General features: G+C 71.3%; 14 protein-coding genes. 8 read left to right on the top strand and 6 right to left on the bottom strand.

Annotation, left to right across the window (positions count from 1 at the left end; all coding sequences use genetic code 11):
• Window position 1: 1 nt before the first annotated feature.
• Entirely contained in the window at window positions 2–1,627 is a 1,626-nt protein-coding gene (locus tag ACGFT2_RS19340; protein ID WP_393279487.1) for an ABC transporter substrate-binding protein, read from the bottom strand.
• Window positions 1,628–1,906: 279 nt separating this feature from the next.
• Here ACGFT2_RS19340 and ACGFT2_RS19335 point away from each other — a divergent pair, with 279 nt between their 5' ends.
• The 5 genes from ACGFT2_RS19335 to ACGFT2_RS19315 all read left to right on the top strand — a co-directional run bounded on the left by ACGFT2_RS19335 (window position 1,907) and on the right by ACGFT2_RS19315 (window position 8,106).
• On the top strand, window positions 1,907–4,528 hold the full coding sequence (locus ACGFT2_RS19335; protein WP_393279484.1) for a hypothetical protein: 2,622 nt from the start codon (window positions 1,907–1,909) through the stop codon (window positions 4,526–4,528).
• 301 nt (window positions 4,529–4,829) lie between these two features.
• Window positions 4,830–5,045, top strand: coding sequence for a hypothetical protein (locus tag ACGFT2_RS19330; RefSeq protein WP_393279481.1), 216 nt, complete (start codon window positions 4,830–4,832; stop codon window positions 5,043–5,045).
• A gap of 49 nt (window positions 5,046–5,094) precedes the next feature.
• Window positions 5,095–5,844: a DNA repair protein RecO gene (recO, locus tag ACGFT2_RS19325; RefSeq protein WP_393279479.1), complete on the top strand. Its 750-nt coding sequence runs from the start codon at window positions 5,095–5,097 to the stop codon at window positions 5,842–5,844.
• 35 nt (window positions 5,845–5,879) lie between these two features.
• On the top strand, window positions 5,880–6,728 hold the full coding sequence (locus ACGFT2_RS19320) for an isoprenyl transferase (RefSeq protein ID WP_393279477.1): 849 nt from the start codon (window positions 5,880–5,882) through the stop codon (window positions 6,726–6,728).
• A gap of 40 nt (window positions 6,729–6,768) precedes the next feature.
• On the top strand, window positions 6,769–8,106 hold the full coding sequence (locus ACGFT2_RS19315; protein WP_393279474.1) for a histidine-type phosphatase: 1,338 nt from the start codon (window positions 6,769–6,771) through the stop codon (window positions 8,104–8,106).
• 300 nt (window positions 8,107–8,406) lie between these two features.
• Here the strand turns inward: ACGFT2_RS19315 and ACGFT2_RS19310 are convergent, their stop codons facing one another.
• The 4 genes from ACGFT2_RS19310 to ACGFT2_RS19295 form a co-directional block, all read right to left on the bottom strand.
• Window positions 8,407–8,817 carry a Fur family transcriptional regulator gene (locus ACGFT2_RS19310; RefSeq protein ID WP_393279472.1) on the bottom strand — a complete coding sequence of 137 codons (411 nt, stop codon included), beginning with the start codon at window positions 8,815–8,817 and terminating at the stop codon, window positions 8,407–8,409.
• A gap of 61 nt (window positions 8,818–8,878) precedes the next feature.
• Window positions 8,879–9,778, bottom strand: coding sequence for a metal ABC transporter permease (locus tag ACGFT2_RS19305; RefSeq protein WP_393279470.1), 900 nt, complete (start codon window positions 9,776–9,778; stop codon window positions 8,879–8,881).
• Window positions 9,778–10,545, bottom strand: a complete 768-nt coding sequence (locus ACGFT2_RS19300) for a metal ABC transporter ATP-binding protein (RefSeq protein ID WP_393279468.1) — start codon at window positions 10,543–10,545, stop codon at window positions 9,778–9,780. Before ACGFT2_RS19300 ends, ACGFT2_RS19305 begins: the two co-directional genes overlap by 1 nt.
• A 20-nt stretch (window positions 10,546–10,565) precedes the next feature.
• Window positions 10,566–11,525: a metal ABC transporter substrate-binding protein gene (locus tag ACGFT2_RS19295; RefSeq protein ID WP_393279466.1), complete on the bottom strand. Its 960-nt coding sequence runs from the start codon at window positions 11,523–11,525 to the stop codon at window positions 10,566–10,568.
• Window positions 11,526–11,687: 162 nt separating this feature from the next.
• Between ACGFT2_RS19295 and ACGFT2_RS19290 the strand changes: the two genes are divergently transcribed.
• Entirely contained in the window at window positions 11,688–13,070 is a 1,383-nt protein-coding gene (locus ACGFT2_RS19290; protein ID WP_393279464.1) for a glycine--tRNA ligase, read from the top strand.
• 68 nt (window positions 13,071–13,138) lie between these two features.
• Here ACGFT2_RS19290 and ACGFT2_RS19285 read toward each other — a convergent pair whose 3' ends face one another.
• On the bottom strand, window positions 13,139–14,191 hold the full coding sequence (locus ACGFT2_RS19285) for a chitinase (RefSeq protein ID WP_393279462.1): 1,053 nt from the start codon (window positions 14,189–14,191) through the stop codon (window positions 13,139–13,141).
• Window positions 14,192–14,358: 167 nt separating this feature from the next.
• On the opposite strand from ACGFT2_RS19285, the gene ACGFT2_RS19280 reads away from it, so the two are divergent.
• Together ACGFT2_RS19280 and ACGFT2_RS19275 are read left to right on the top strand one after the other, a co-directional pair.
• Complete coding sequence (locus ACGFT2_RS19280) at window positions 14,359–15,369, top strand: aldo/keto reductase (protein ID WP_393279460.1); 1,011 nt, start codon at window positions 14,359–14,361, stop codon at window positions 15,367–15,369.
• A gap of 26 nt (window positions 15,370–15,395) precedes the next feature.
• Window positions 15,396–15,992 carry a TetR/AcrR family transcriptional regulator gene (locus ACGFT2_RS19275; protein ID WP_393279458.1) on the top strand — a complete coding sequence of 199 codons (597 nt, stop codon included), beginning with the start codon at window positions 15,396–15,398 and terminating at the stop codon, window positions 15,990–15,992.
• Window positions 15,993–16,097 lie beyond the last annotated feature (105 nt).

The raw sequence follows: 16,097 nt of genomic DNA, 5'->3' as shown, positions 1-16,097 counted from the left end.
GTCAGGCCCACTGCGCCCGGAGGAGATTGACGCCGGGATAGGGCTGCGCCCTTATGCCGGTGAGCTTGCGCGGGTCCCAGGCGGTCATCAGCTCGTTGTGGACGACGGGATACAGCACGGCCTGCTCGGCGACGACGTCGATGTAGTCCTGGACCATCGCCCTCTTCCTGGCGGGGTCCGGTTCCCGGGTGGCCCGGTCCATGTCCTTGAAGAGCCGCCGGGCGACGGGGTCGCCGGCCCACCGCGTGTACCCCATCCACAGGTTTCCGGGGCCGTAGTTGTAGTGCATGATCAGGTCGGCGTCGAGCCCGAACTGGTTCGGGTTGGAGGCCGCCGCCACCACCTGGTAGTCCTGCTTCTGGTCCATCTTGGTGAACACCGCCGTGGTCTCCTGCGGCGCCAGGGTGGTCCGCACCCCGATCGCGTCCCAGGACGCCTTGAGGGTCGGCAGGCAGTCCACGATCCAGCTGACGTTGACCGCGAGGATCTCGACCTCGAGGTGCTTCACCCCGGCCGCCTTCAGCAGCGCCTTCGCCTTGGCCGGGTCGTGGTCGTAGACGGTCTTCGCCCGCCGGTGGCTGGGGTTGCCCTCGTCGAGGAACGAGGACGCCGGCCTCCCGTGCCCCTTCAGCGCGACCCGCACCATCTTCTCGCTGTCGATGGCGTAGTGCAGCGCCTGCCGTACCCGGACGTCGTCGAAGGGCTTGCGCCGGGTGTTGAACATCAGGAAGAGGTTGTTCATCCCGGCGCCGCCCGCGACCCGCAGGCCGCCCTGCTCCAGACGGGGGATGTTGGCGTAGGGGATGTTGTCGGCGATCTGGGCGCCGGCCCCGGTCCCGGAGATCTTGGCGACGCGCGGTGCCGCGTCCACCATCGTCAGCCAGTTCATCTTCCGGAAGGCGGGCTTGCGCGGGCCGTTGTAGGCGGTGAACGCCTCGAAGGTGGTGTTCGACTTCGGGTGGTGCGCGGTCTGCCGGTACGGCCCCGAACCCACGGCCAGCCCCTTGATCGCGTCGTCCCAGGCGCCGGGCCGGGAGAAGACGTGCTCGGGCATGATCTTGGCGAGGGTGAGCCGGGAGAGCCCGTCGGGGAAGGGGAACCTGAGCTTCAGCTCGACGGTCCGCGCGTCCACCTTCCGCACGCCCTCCAGCCAGCCGGCGAAGAAGCCCTTGGCCAGGGTCTGGGTCCCGGGGTCCAGGATCCGGTCGAAGACGAACACGACGTCGTCGGCGGTGACGGGCTTGCCGTCGTGGAAGGCGGCACCCCGGCGGATGCCGAACCGCCAGGTCGTGGCGTTCGGATCCGCCGGCACCTCGGTGCCGAGTGCCGGATACGGCACCCGGGTGATGGGGTCGGTGTCCAGCAGCCCCTCGTAGACGTGGTTGTTGGCGGCCATCGCGAACGCCGACGCGGTCTGGGTCGGGTCCCAGCTGCCGTCGTTGCCGTACCCGATCACGGCGGTCAGCGTCCGGTTCCTGCCGCTGCCGCCGCGTCCGGTGTCGTTCGTGGACTCCGGTCCGGCGGAGCAGCCGGCCAGCACGGCGCCCGCCCCCAGCGCTCCGGCGCCCCTCAGGAACGACCGGCGGCGCGGTGCCGGTACGGCGGGGCTCACGTCGTCGTCGCGCACGGGTCCTCCAGCGGTCGGGTGCGGAGAGGGGGAGCGAGGTGGGAGATACGACGTCCTACGTCCTACGTCCGGTCGGTAGCGCGACCATAAGAGGGCCCCCGGAGGCGGTCAAGACGGCGCACACGAATGGCGTAGCCGCCACAGGTCGGCCCAATGACGGTTCGCGGGTGTCGGCAACTACCGTGATTTTTAGGTGAATTGCGGTTTGACGGGGGGCGTGTGGCTGTAGGTTCCCGGGCACGTCGTGGGAAGTGCGTGCAGCGGGGGAAGCGGGCGGTCATGAGGCGGGTCTGGTCGGGTGCGGCGGGGGTTCTCGCCGAGGCGGTGACGGAGCTGGCCGGGGCCGGGCGGTGGTGGGGGCGCCGCCGTGTGCGGGGCCGGGCGCCGGAGCCGGTGGTGGTGGAACTGCGCGGCGGCGCCGCCGGGGACGCCCTGGCGCTGATGCTCGCCCTGGCCGAGAACGGGGGCCGGCTGCCCGTCAACCACCCCGGGGAGTTCCGGGGCGAGGGCTTCCGCGCCCTCTCCGTGGCCGAGCTGCTGGGCAAAGTGGCCGACTGGTACGGCATCCGGGGCATGTGCCGGCGCCGGCGCCCGATCCGTTTCCGCCGCTTCCGGATGATGGAGCGGGCGTACCGGGCCTGGTGCGACCCCGAGGGCGGCTGCGGTGCCGTGCGGGTCCAGGAGCTGCAGCACGGGTGCGAGCGCGCGGCCTACGACGAGCGGGGCGGCCTGCTCAACGAACTCAACCGGCTGCGGGGTCACGCGCTGCAGGAGGACCTGAAGGGCGCGGCGGCCCTGTACACCACCGGGGCGGTGCTCGCCGGCCTGACGCTGGTGCCCCTGGTCGAGTGGCTCGTGCGGCATCTGTGGGTGCACCGGCCCGCGCGCACCTGGTTGCAGAGGAAGCTGGCCGCTCCCGGACCGCAGATGATGTACCTGGCCCTGTGCCGGGTGCGGGACGAGCCGCGGGAGACCTGGGACCAGTGGCTGACGGACGCGTTCCTGGCGGACATCGACGCCTACTACCACCTGGGGCGCCGGCTGAACCGGTCCCGGCTGCCGCTGCTGCTGATGCCGCACGCCGAGCCGGGTACCGCGAGCGGTGCGCTGCTGCGGCATCTGCGGCACGGCCAGGTGGGCGAGCCCGTGCCCCGCAGGAGCTGCCCCGTGGTGGTGGCCCACACCGGCGCCGGACCGGGCGAGGAGGTCGCCGTCGTCGAGGCGGTGGTGAGCGGCGCGCGGTCGGGCCGGACCGTGTTCGAGCTGCCCGGCTCCGAGGAGGCCGAGGCGGCCGGCCGGCAGCTGGACCTGTCCGGCGGCGGGCCGGTGGCCACCGCCCTGTCCGGCGCGGCCGTTCTCGGCCTGCTGGCCGCCGGGCTGGTGATGGGCCCCACCGTCGCCGGCGGCCTCGACTGCGGACAGGGCGTGTCCCTGCGGCCGAAGCTGGCCGCCGAGGACGGCCAGTGCATCGGCGTCAGCGACGGCGCCTCGGCGGACGCCTTCCTGCCCGGCCTGGCCAAGGTCTCCCGCGGGATCGAGAAGGAGAACGACAGGGCCGAGCGGACGGGTCTGTACGCGACGGTGGCGCTCATGCTGCCGATGACTCCCGCCACCGAGCCCGAGAAGAGGCAGGTGGCCAACGAGGTGAAGGGCGCCTACCTCGCCCAGTACGAGGCCAACCACAGTCGCAAGTGGGGTGCCCTCCGGCCCGCGATCCGGCTCGTCCTCGCCAATCCCGGCCGGGACTACGCCCACTGGAGGCCGGTCACCGACACGCTCGTCGCCATGTCCCGCGACCCGGGGGAGCACCTGCGCGCGGTCACCGGGTTCAACCTCAGCGTCGACAGCACCGGACTCGCCCTGCACAGCCTGACCGCGGGGCAGGGCATCCCCGTCGTCGGCGGTCCCCTCACCGCCGACGACCTGAGCAACGAGCCGGGCGAGAAGGAGCGGGAGCGCTATCCGGGGATGGTCCGCATCGTCCCCACCAACACGGAGCAGGCCACCGCCCTGGTCCGGTACGGCCGCGCCACCTCGGCGGGCGACTCCGTCCTGGTCGTGGACGGCCGTCCCGGCGACACCTACAACGCCTCGCTCGCCGCCGCCTTCCGCAAGGCGGTGACGATCCCCACCAAGAACCGGGTGTTCACCTCGCCGGGCCCCGAGGAGCCCGGCGACACCGCCGACCAGTTCGCGCAGATGCTGCCCGCCGTGTGCGACACGGGCGCGCGGAACATCTACTTCGCCGGCCGCCCGCTCCACCTGCGGATCTTCCTCAGTGCCATGGCCCAGTCGCCCTGTGCCCGGCAGAACTACAAGGTCATCACCGGCTCGGGGGCCTCCACGGTCGCCCTCCAACTGGACGGCAAGGACTGGCAGGACCTCGACGCACGGGACAGCCGGAACCGGCTGAAGGTCGTCGTCCAGTACGCGGCCCCGGGGCATCCCGACGCCTGGCGCGACCGTGGGCTGACGGGCGCCGCGCGTGCCTTCTACGCCCCTGCCGGGCAGGAGATGACGCGGCTCGAGCGACTGAACTCCGAGCTGGGCGAGGACATGGGCGGCGCCGTCCGGTGGACCGACTCGCGGGCGATGACCTCCCACGACTCGGTGTACACGGCGGTGCAGGAGATCAAGAAGGCGTACCGCACCGGGAGCGACGCGGTGCCGTCACTCGCGGCCGTGGCCCGGCAGGGGGCGAACCTCTACTCCGTGAACGGGGTCGCCGGCTCGACGGGCATGATCTGCCTCGACAACAACGGCAGCCCCTACAACAAGGCGGTCGCCGTCGTCAGCCTCGACCCCGCGTCCAGGGACGTCCGCTTCGACGCGCTGGCCTGGCCGATGAGGAAACCGTCCACGAACTGCGAGGTCCTCACCGGGACTTCCCCACCGCTCTAGCAGCTCCCGGGGGATGCCGCTCCCGGGAATCGCCGCGCTGCTCTCGCCGTTCCCGGCAGGCGCCGGACGTCACAGGTCTCGGCCAACACCCTTGAGGCTACGGGCACTTATCGGGCACAGACCGCCGCCGAGTGTAGCGGCGGAGCGTCACGAGAGATGTGCGAAGCGTGAAACCCGGCCGGAAAGGGGAGCACGCTGAGGGTGTGACGGACCGCACACTCGCATGGTGTGCCGAAGAGGCGGAGGAGACGTTGGACGAGACCGGGCGGCGGCGCGCGGCAACCGTGACGGAGGCGGCGCGGTGAAGCCACCCATCGGCAGCCATGTCATGGACACCCACACCGGCCGGGTCGGGATCGTCATGGGGCACGAAGGCCCCTACGTCCAGCTGAGGCCGTACGGCGGAGGCCGCGAATGGGACGCCGAACCGACCGCCGTACGCGACGCCACCCCCACCGAACAGCACAGCGCACAGACGGCGGACGGCCGGGCGCGCGGTCGCGGCGAGCTGCCCTGAGCGGGCCGCCCGCGCCCTGGCCCCTCCGGCCATGGGCGAGAATGGTGGCATGAGCCTGTTCCGCGACGACGGCATCGTGCTGCGCACCCAGAAGCTGGGTGAGGCGGACCGGATCATCACGCTGCTCACGCGCGGGCACGGACGGGTGCGGGCCGTGGCGCGCGGGGTGCGGCGGACCAAGTCGAAGTTCGGGGCCCGGCTGGAGCCCTTCTCCCACGTGGACGTGCAGTTCTTCGCCCGGGGCAGCGAGCTGGTCGGGCGCGGGCTGCCGCTGTGCACGCAGAGCGAGACCATCGCCGCGTACGGTGGCGGGATCGTCACCGACTACACCCGCTACACCGCCGGCACCGCCATGCTGGAGACCGCCGAGCGGTTCACCGACCACGAGGGCGAGCCGGCCGTACAGCAGTATCTGCTGCTGGTGGGGGCCCTGCGGACGCTGGCCCGGGGCGAGCACGCGCCGCACCTCGTGCTCGACGCCTTCCTGCTGCGCTCCCTCGCCGTCAACGGCTACGCGCCCAGCTTCGGCGACTGCGCGAAATGCGGCATGCCCGGCCCGAACCGGTTCTTCTCCGTCGCCTCCGGCGGCTCGGTCTGCGCCGACTGCCGGGTCCCCGGCAGTGTCGTACCGTCCCCGCAGACCCTGGTGCTGCTCGGCGCCCTGCTTACGGGAGACTGGGAGACGGCGGACGCGTGCGAGGCGCGATATGTCCGGGAGGGCGGCGGGCTGGTGTCCGCCTACCTGCACTGGCATCTGGAGCGCGGACTGCGCTCGCTCCGGTACGTCGAGAAGACGTAGCGAACCCATAGACCGCACAGGGAGACGAGAAGCACATGGTGGTACGCGGGATCCTCGGGCGCCGGCAGCGCGAGTACCAGGCACCGGAGCCCCACCCGTCGGGTGCCCGTGCGCCGAGACTCCCCGGCGAGCTGGTCCCGAACCACGTGGCGATCGTCATGGACGGCAACGGCCGGTGGGCCAAGGAGCGCGGGCTGCCGCGCACCGAGGGGCACAAGGTCGGCGCCGAGCGCGTACTGGACGTGCTCCAGGGCTCGATCGAGGCCGGTGTGCGCAACATCTCCCTGTACGCCTTCTCCACCGAGAACTGGAAGCGCTCGCCCGACGAGGTCCGCTTCCTGATGAACTTCAACCGCGACTTCATCCGCAAGACCCGCGACCAGCTCGACGCGCTCGGCATCCGGGTGCGCTGGGTGGGCCGCATGCCCAGGCTGTGGAAGTCCGTCGCCAAGGAGCTGCAGGTCGCCCAGGAGCAGACCAAGGACAACGACCTGCTCACCCTGTACTTCTGCATGAACTACGGCGGCCGGGCCGAGATCGCGGACGCCGCCCAGGCGCTGGCCGAGGACGTGAAGGCGGGCCGCCTCGATCCGTCGAAGGTCAACGAGAAGACCCTCGCGAAGTACCTGTACTACCCGGACATGCCGGACGTCGACCTCTTCCTGCGCCCGAGCGGTGAGCAGCGCACCTCCAACTACCTGCTCTGGCAGAGCGCGTACGCCGAGATGGTCTTCCAGGACGTGCTGTGGCCCGACTTCGACCGGCGTGACCTGTGGCGGGCCTGCGTCGAGTTCGCCTCCCGCGACCGGCGGTTCGGCGGCGCCGTCCCGAACGAGGAACTGATCGCCATGGAGGCCGCCATGAGGGGGGATTCCACCCCGTAGCCATCGGCGGTTCACGCGGGCCGTCGAGGATGCGGGACTCATGAGACGTCTCACCCCTGGCCTCGCCCTTGGCGCCCTCGGCGCCCTGCTGTGCGCCGCGCTGCCCGCGCACGCGGCGCAGAGCGGCCCCGCGCACCGCGTGAGCTACGGCACGAAGTCGCCGTACGCGCCCCGGCAGAACCCTCACGGCTACCAGCGGCCCCCGGCCGGCTTCGCACCCGTCTTCACCGAGAGCGCCTCCCGGCACGGCTCCCGCGCCGCGACCGACGGCGAGGACGCCGACCTGATCCTCGCGCTGTGGGACGAGGCCGAGGCCCAGGGGCAACTGACCCGCAAGGGGCGGCGGTTCGGGCCCGAGGTCCGCGCCCTCCAGGCGGCCATGGCGAAGGTCGGCTACGGCAACCTCAGCGGGCGCGGCAAGCAGGAGATGCGGGACACGGCCGTCCGCACGCGGCACCGGCTGCCGTCCCTCTTCGCGAAGATCGCGGGCACGGGCGAGAAGATCGACGTCGTCAGCTCCGGGCAGAGGCGGGCCGTGGACAGCGCGGACGAGTACGCCGGCGCCCTCGCCGCGGCCGACCCGGCACTGAAGCCGCTGATCGGTCCGACCCGCACCGACAAGGACCTGCTGTACTTCCACAAGGCGGCGGGCGGCGCCGCCTACCGCGACTACGTCGACAACGACCAGCGGCTCAAGGACACCCTGACCGGCATCACCGGCCGGCCGAGGACCCGCGAGGCCGCCCGCGGCGTACTGGGGGGCCTCTTCCAGGACTCCTTCGTCGCGGGGATCACCGACCAGGTGGGCGCCGCCCAGGCGGTCTACAACCTGTACGCCATCGCCCCCGCGATGACCGAGGAGAGCCCGGGCGGCAGGGGCTGGGGCATGGAGCGGTACATCTCCCGCGAGGACGCGGCCTGGTTCGGCTACCTCTCCGACACCGAGGACTTCTACGAGAAGGGCCCCGGCTTCGCCGGCAGCGACATCACCTACGAGATGGCGGGCGTGCTGCTCGACGACTTCTTCCGGCAGGCCGAGGCCAAGCGCGCCGGCACCACCGGCCTCGGGGCCGAACTGCGCTTCACCCACGCCGAGGAGGTCATCCCGCTGGCCGCGCTGATGGGCCTGCCCGGCAGCACGAAGCCGGTGACGCCGGACAGGCCGTACACCTACGCCGGCAACCCGTGGCGCGGCGCGTCCGTCGCCCCGCTGGGCGCCAACATCCAGTGGGACGTCTTCCAGAAGGGCGACCGCTATCTGGTCCGGATGCTCTACAACGAGAAGGAGACGGCGTTCAAACCCGGCTGCCACCCGGTCGCGCAGGGCAGCACCTTCTACGACCTGAACGAACTGGAGCGCTGCTTCGACCGCACCTGAGACCGCCGCGGGCTGCGGCTACGATCACGGCTCACCGTCGCGGCACCGGCAAGGGGCCGTGACCGAGCAGGGCGAGCGAGCCGCGGTCCCCGAAGGCGCAGACCAGCCGCGGTGCCCGAAAGCCGAGGGCGCTGCGGCTCCCCAGGGGCGCGGGGAACTGCGCGACCAGCCACGACGATCCCGCCCCCGAAGCCACAAAAAACCCCGCCCCCGAAGTCAGGAAAGCCTCGCCCCCGAAGCCACGCGTCCGATGGCACGACGCTCCCGGAGCCGATGAGGGCCCCGCACCAACCGGGGCGCTCAGCCGGCCGCGCAGTCCGCGCACGTACCGAAGATCTCCACGGTGTGGGCCACGTTGACGTACCCGTGTTCCGCGGCGATCGCCTCGGCCCACTTCTCCACCGCGGGGCCCTCCACCTCGACCGCCTTGCCGCAGGTGCGGCAGACCAGGTGGTGGTGGTGCTCGCCGGAGGAGCAGCGGCGGTAGACGGACTCGCCGTCGGAGGTGCGCAGGACGTCGACCTCGCCGGCCTCGGCGAGGGACTGCAAGGTGCGGTAGACGGTGGTGAGCCCGACCGAGTCGCCCTTGTGCTTGAGCATGTCGTGCAGGTCCTGCGCGCTGCGGAACTCGTCGACCTCGTCCAGGGCCGCCGCCACGGCGGCACGCTGGCGTGTCGCGCGGCCCTTCACGGGCGGTCCAGCGGTCGTCACCGGTTGCCTCCTCACGTCTGGCGTCTGCCCGGGCCATTGTGCCAGCCCGGACCGTGCGCGGTCAGACGCCGGCCTCGTCCCCGGCCCCCCTGGTGGCCGGAATCAAGCACTCCGCCGGGTCCCCGGGCAACCGCCCCGCCGCGGCCGCGCGGGCGCGTCGGCGGGCCAGCGGAGTCGCCAGGGCCGTCAGCGCGACGAACGCGGCGATGGCCAGCAGGACGATCGTGGCGCCGGGCGGAACGTACTGGTAGTACGAGGTGACCGTGCCGCTGACGGTCACGGTCACGCCGATCGCCACGGCGATCGCGAACGTGGCGGTGAAGCTGCGGCTGAGCTGCTGCGCGGCCGCCACCGGCACCACCATCAGCGCGGACACCAGCAGCAGGCCGACCACCCGCATGGCGACCGTCACGGTCACCGCGGCGGTGACCGCCGTCAGCAGGTTCAGCGCGCGCACCGGCAGGCCCGTGACCCGCGCGAACTCCTCGTCCTGGCTGACCGCGAACAGCTGGCGGCGCAGGCCCAGCGTGACCAGCAGCACGAACGCGGCGAGCACGCAGATCGCGGTCACGTCGGACTCGGAGACCGTCGACAGGGAGCCGAACAGGTACGACATCAGGTTGGCGTTGGAGCCGCCCGCGAGGTTGATCAGCATCACCCCGCCGGCCATACCGCCGTAGAAGAGCATGGCGAGGGCGATGTCGCCGCGGGTCCTGCCGTACCAGCGGATCAGCTCCATCAGGACCGCGCCGAGCGCGGAGACGGCGGTCGCCATCCACACCGGTGAGGTGGAGAGCAGGAATCCGAGGCCGACGCCGGTCATCGCCACGTGCCCGATGCCGTCGCCCATCAGGGCCTGGCGGCGCTGGACCAGGTAGATGCCCACCGCGGGTGCGGTGACGCCGACCAGCACGGCGGCCAGCAACGCCCGCTGCATGAAGGCGTAGTTCAGGAATTCCATCAGCTCAGCAGTCCCGTGCGGATCGGTTCGGCGCCCGCGGGTGCGTGCGGGTGCACGTGGTCGTGGCCGGGCAGGGAGTGCTGGCCGACCGCCCGCGGGGGCGGGCCGTCGTGCACCACGCAGCCGTCGCGCAGGACGACCGCCCGGTCGATGAGGGGCTCCAGCGGGCCCAGTTCGTGCAGCACGAGCAGGACGGTCGTACCGGTCGCGACCTGTTCGCGGAGAGTGCGGGCGAGCACCTCCTGACTGGCCAGGTCGACGCCCGCCATCGGCTCGTCCATGATCAGCAGTTCGGGTTCGCAGACCAGCGCGCGGGCGATCAGCACCCGCTGGTGCTGGCCGCCGGAGAGCGCCGTCACCGAGTCCTTGGCGCGGTCCGCCATGCCGACCAGCTCCAGGGCGCGGTGGACCGCCTCGCGGTCCGCCCTGCGGAAGAGGCCGAAGCGGGTACGGGCCAGCCGGCCCGAGGCGACGATCTCGCTCACCGTGGTGGGCACCCCGCCCGCGGTCGTGGTGCGCTGCGGTACGTAGCCCACGCGCGCCCAGTCCCTGAAGCCGCGGCGCGGGGTGCCGAACAGCTCGATGGTGCCCTCGCTCACCGGCACCTGGCCGATGACGCTGCGCACGGCCGTCGACTTGCCGGAGCCGTTCGCACCGAGCAGCGCGACCACCTCGCCGCCGCGCACGGTGAGGTCGATGCCGCGCAGGACGGGGCGGGAGCCGAGTTCGGCCCGCACCCCGCGCATCGCTATGACGGGTTCGCCCATGATCCTGTCCTCCGTGCCGTTCACTTGGCGCCCAGGGCCCGCTGGAGCGCCTCGAGGTTGGCCCGCTGGACCGCGAAGTAGTCCTTGCCGCGGGACTTGCCGGTGATGCCCTCGATCGGGTCGAGGACGTCCGTCCTCAGGCCCGAGTCGTTCGCGACGGTCTTCGCGGTCCTGTCGCTGACGAGCGTCTCGTAGAAGACGGTGGTGACACCGTCGGCCTGCGCCATGTGCTCCAGGTCCTTCACGCGCGCGGCGCTGGGCTCCGACTCGGGGTCGAGGCCGTTGATGGCCTCCTCGGTGAGGCCGTAGCGCTCGGCGAGGTAGCCGAAGGCGGCGTGCGTGGTGACGAAGACCTTGCTCCGGGTGTGCGCGAGGCCGTCCCGGAACCGCTGGTCCAGGCCGTGCAGCCGCCCGACCAGATCGGCGGTGTTCTTCCGGTAGTCGGCCGCGTGCCCGGGGTCGCCCTTCTCGAAGGCCTTGCCGACGCCCTCGGCGACCTGGGCGTAGCGCACGGGGTCGAGCCAGACGTGCGGGTCCTTGCCCGCGGGCCCCCGGTGCCCGTGGTCGTCGTCGTGCGCGGCCGCGTGGCCGCCGACCTCGTCGCCGTGCACCTCCAGCGTCGTGAGGGAGGCGGCGTCGATCTTCGTCCCGAGCGAGGACTGGTCCACCGCGTCGTCGACGGCGGGCTGCAGGTTCTTCAGGTACAGAACCGCGTCCGACTCCTCGAGCGTGGCGATCTGCCGGGGGCTGATCTCCAGGTCGTGCGGCTCCTGGCCGGGCGAGGTGAGCGTGGTGACGTGCACGTGCTCGCCGCCGATCTGCTCGGCGAGGTACGTCATCGGGTAGAACGACGCGACGACGTCGAACTTGCCGGTCCCGGCGGCCGCCGCGCCGCCGGAGCAGGCGGAGAGGGTGCCGATCCCGAGAGCGGCGACCGCGGTGACCGCGGCGGCGGGTATGAGGCGTCGTCGTACGTTCATGACAGTCATTTTCAACAAATATGGAAACCGTTGTCAACAAGCCCTCGTGAGACGCTGTAACCAGGGGGCCGATTTGGTCGTGGGGGATCCCGCGCCGGTAACCTGAATCATTCGCTGGAAGCATCTCGCTTCAACGCCCGTCGTCGTAATGAAGAGAGCACCGTGGCCGCCGACAAGATCGACACCATCGTCAGCCTGAGCAAGCGCCGTGGCTTCGTTTTCCCGTGCAGTGAGATCTACGGCGGACAGCGTGCCGCCTGGGACTACGGACCGCTGGGTGTCGAGCTCAAGGAGAACATCAAGCGCCAGTGGTGGCGCTACATGGTGACGTCGCGCGAGGACGTCGTCGGTATCGACTCGTCCGTCATCCTGGCCTCCGAGGTCTGGGTCGCCTCCGGTCACGTCGCCACCTTCACGGACCCGCTGACCGAGTGCACCTCGTGCCACAAGCGGTTCCGCGCCGACCACCTGGAAGAGGCCTACGAGGAGAAGAAGGGCCACGCCCCGGCGAACGGCCTGGCCGACATCAACTGCCCGAACTGCGGCAACAAGGGCCAGTTCACCGAGCCCAAGCAGTTCTCCGGTCTGCTGTCGACGCACCTCGGCCCGACCCAGGACTCCGGTTCCGTCGCCTACCTGCGCCCCGAGACCGCGCAGGGCATCTTCACCAACTTCGCCCAGGTGCAGACCACCTCGCGCCGCAAGCCGCCCTTCGGCATCGCGCAGATGGGCAAGTCCTTCCGCAACGAGATCACGCCCGGCAACTTCATCTTCCGCACCCGCGAGTTCGAGCAGATGGAGATGGAGTTCTTCGTCAAGCCGGGCGAGGACGAGAAGTGGCAGGAGTACTGGATGGAGCAGCGCTGGAACTGGTACACCGGCCTGGGCCTGCGCACGGAGAACATGCGGTGGTACGAGCACCCGAAGGAGAAGCTCTCCCACTACTCCAAGCGCACCGCCGACATCGAGTACCGCTTCCAGTTCGGCGGCAGCGAGTGGGGTGAGCTGGAGGGCGTCGCCAACCGCACCGACTACGACCTGGGCGCCCACTCCAAGGCCTCCGGCCAGGACCTCTCCTACTTCGACCAGGAGGCCGGCGAGCGCTGGACGCCGTACGTCATCGAGCCCGCGGCCGGTGTCGGCCGCGCGATGCTGGCGTTCCTGCTCGACGCCTACATCGAGGACGAGGCGCCCAACGCCAAGGGCAAGATGGAGAAGCGCACGGTGCTGCGCCTCGACCACCGCCTGGCCCCGGTGAAGGTGGCGGTCCTCCCGCTGTCCCGCAACCCGGAGCTGTCCCCGAAGGCCAAGGGCCTCGCCCAGGCGCTGCGGCAGAACTGGAACATCGAGTTCGACGACGCCGGCGCCATCGGCCGCCGCTACCGCCGCCAGGACGAGATCGGTACGCCGTACTGCGTGACCGTCGACTTCGACACGCTCGAGGACAACGCCGTCACCGTTCGCGAGCGCGACTCGATGAAGCAGGAGCGGGTGTCCCTCGACCAGATCGAGGGCTACCTGGCCCAGCGTCTGATCGGCGCCTAGCCGTACCGCCGGATGCCGGACGGGCCGACGAGTTCAGCCCGTCCGGCATTCGTGTGTCCGCGGCCCGTTCAACGGCCCTGCAGGGCCCTGACGTTGTCGCCGAACGTCCAGTTCTTCGCGCCGTCCCAGTTGATCGACCAGGTCATCAGGCCCTTGAGCGAGGTGCCGTAGTGCTTCCAGGCCTGGGAGACGAGGGACGGTGACATGTAGCCGCCGCCCGCGCCCGACTGGGCGGGCAGCCCCGGGACCTGCTTGTCGTAGGGCACCTTGATCGTCGTGCCCTGCACCACCAGACCCCTGTTCAGGCAGTCGGTCTGGGCGGTGAAGCCCTGCACCGTGCCCGCCGAGTAGGAGTCGCCGGAGCAGCCGTACATGCTCCCGTTGTAGTACTGCATGTTCAGCCACCACAGGCGGCCGTTGTCCGCGTACTTCTTGACGATCGGCAGGTACGCGCCCCAGATGGAGCCGTAGGTGATGCTGCCGCCGGTGACGTACGCGGTCTCCGGGGCCATCGTCAGGCCGAAGCCGGCCGGCATCTTGGCGAGGATCCCGTCGATGATGCGGATCAGGTTGGCCTGGGACGCGGAGAGCCGGGTGATGCTCCCGCTGCCCGTCAGGCCCGTCTCGATGTCGATGTCGATGCCGTCGAAGTTGTACTTCTTCAGGATCGGGACGATGGTCGCCACGAAGCGGTCGGCGACGGCCGGGGACGACAGGTCGATGCCGGCCGCGGCGCCGCCGATGGACAGCAGGATCGTCTGGCCGGACGCCTTGGCCTGGCACATCTCCGCGGGCGTGGCCACCTTCACGCCGGCGTCCATGCCGTCCTCCCACAGGGCCGTGCCGTCCGAACGGATCACCGGGAAGGCGGCGTTGATCACGTTGTAGCCGTGCGCGGGGATGCGGGAGTCGGTGATCGGCGTCCAGCCGAAGGGCGGGTGGACGCCGTTGGCGGAACCGTCCCAGTTCTCCCAGTAGCCCTGGAGCACCTTGCCTGCCGGGCGCGACTTCACCGCACAGGTGTCGGCGGCGGAGGCGCTGGGCGCGGTGGCTATCGCGAGCGGGGCGAGGACGGCCGTGGTGAGGGCGGCGGTGAGCAGGCGCAGGGTGCGGCGGAGCATCGGGCCTCCCGGTGGGGATCGGTGAGGTGTCGTAGACATGACAGTGCTCTGGTCCAGACCTCTCGTCAATAGGTCTGGACCATTCGGCGGAGATCGCCGGGCGCATCGCTGACGAAGATGGAATGACAGATATTGAAATCTGTCACTTGTCATGGCAGGGTGGAGGCATGACGACGCGAACCCGAAACCTCGGAACCACCGGCCCCCGGGTCTTCTCCCTCGGCCTGGGCTGCATGGGCATGTCCGGCATGTACGGCGAGACCGACCGCGCCGAGTCGATCGCCACCCTGCACGCCGCCCTGGAGGCCGGCGTGACCCTCCTGGACACCGGCGACTTCTACGGCATGGGCCACAACGAACTGCTGGTCGGCGAGGCACTGCGCACCGCCCCGGCCGCCCTGCGCGAGAACGCGCTGCTCAGCGTGAAGTTCGGTGCCCTGCGCGACCCGGCCGGCGACTGGGCCGGCTTCGACGGGCGCCCGGCCGCCGTGAAGAACTTCGCCTCGTACACCCTCCAGCGCCTCGGCGTCGACCACATCGACGTCTACCGCCCCGCCCGGCTCGACCCGGACGTGCCGATCGAGGAGACCGTCGGCGCGATCGCGGAACTGGTCGAGAAGGGGTACGTCCGGCACATCGGCCTCAGCGAGGTCGGCCCGGACACCATCCGCCGGGCCGCCGCCACCGCCCCGATCGCCGACCTCCAGATCGAGTACGCCCTCATCTCCCGCGGTCCCGAGCGGGAGATCCTGCCCACCCTGCGCGAGCTGGGCATCGCCGTCACCGCCTACGGCGTCCTCTCCCGCGGCCTGATCTCCGGCCACCTCACGGCCGGCCGGGAGTTCGCCGCGCACGACTTCCGCGCCCACTCGCCCCGCTTCCAGGGCGAGAACCTCCAGCACAACCTCACCCTCGTCGAGTCCCTGCGCAAGATCGCCGAGCAGAAGGGCGCCACGGTCGCCCAGATCGCCATCGCCTGGGTGCTCTCCCGGGGCGAGGACATCGTGCCGCTCGTCGGCGCGCGCACCCGCGAACGGCTCGGCGAGGCCCTGGGCGCCCTGGACGTGACCCTGGACGCGGCCGACCTCGACGCCATCGAGGCCGCCGTACCGGCGGACGCCGCCGCCGGCGAGCGGTACGCCCCCGCCCAGATGGCCATGCTCGACAGCGAGCGCTGAACCCGCCGCCCGGTACGGTCTAGGGCATGGCACCGACCAGCGAGACCCTGACCGCCGAGCGCATCCTCGAGGCGACCGAGGAGGTGCTGCGCCGCCACGGCCCGGCCAAGGCCACCGTGGTCGACGTGGCCCGCGCGCTCGGTGTCAGCCACGGCAGCGTCTACCGGCACTTCCGGACCAAGGCGGCGCTGCGGGAGGCGGTCACCAAGCGCTGGCTGGACCGCACGTCACAGCGGCTCGCCGGGATCGCCGGCGCCGACGGCGCCCCCGAGGAGCGGCTGCGGGCCTGGCTGACGGTCCTGTTCGAGGCCAAGCGGCACAAGGCGGGCGACGACCCCGAACTGTTCGCCACGTACACGGTGCTGACCGACGAGAACGGCACGGTCGTCGGGGAGCACCTCGCCGATCTGACCGCACAGCTGACCCGGATCATCGAGGACGGGACCGGGTCGGGCACCTTCCTCGCGCCCGACCCGGCCGCCGCGGCCCGGGCCGTCTTCCAGGCCACCGGCCGTTTCCACGACCCCTGTTACGCCCGGGAGTGGACCGCCCCGGGCATCGACGCGGAATTCACGGCCGTGGTGGACCTGCTGATACGGGGGCTCGGTTCACCTTCACGGTGACCGTCGGCGAGTGCACCTTGCCGGCCGCGATCCGCGGGTGCGCCGTGCCCTTGGTGCCGAGCTTGCCGACCAGGGCGACAGAGCGCCGGCGCCCAGCACACGGCC

The organism is Streptomyces sp. NPDC048514, from assembly GCF_043199955.1.
Classification (GTDB): domain Bacteria; phylum Actinomycetota; class Actinomycetes; order Streptomycetales; family Streptomycetaceae; genus Streptomyces.
This window is presented reverse-complemented; position numbering and strand designations above follow the sequence as displayed.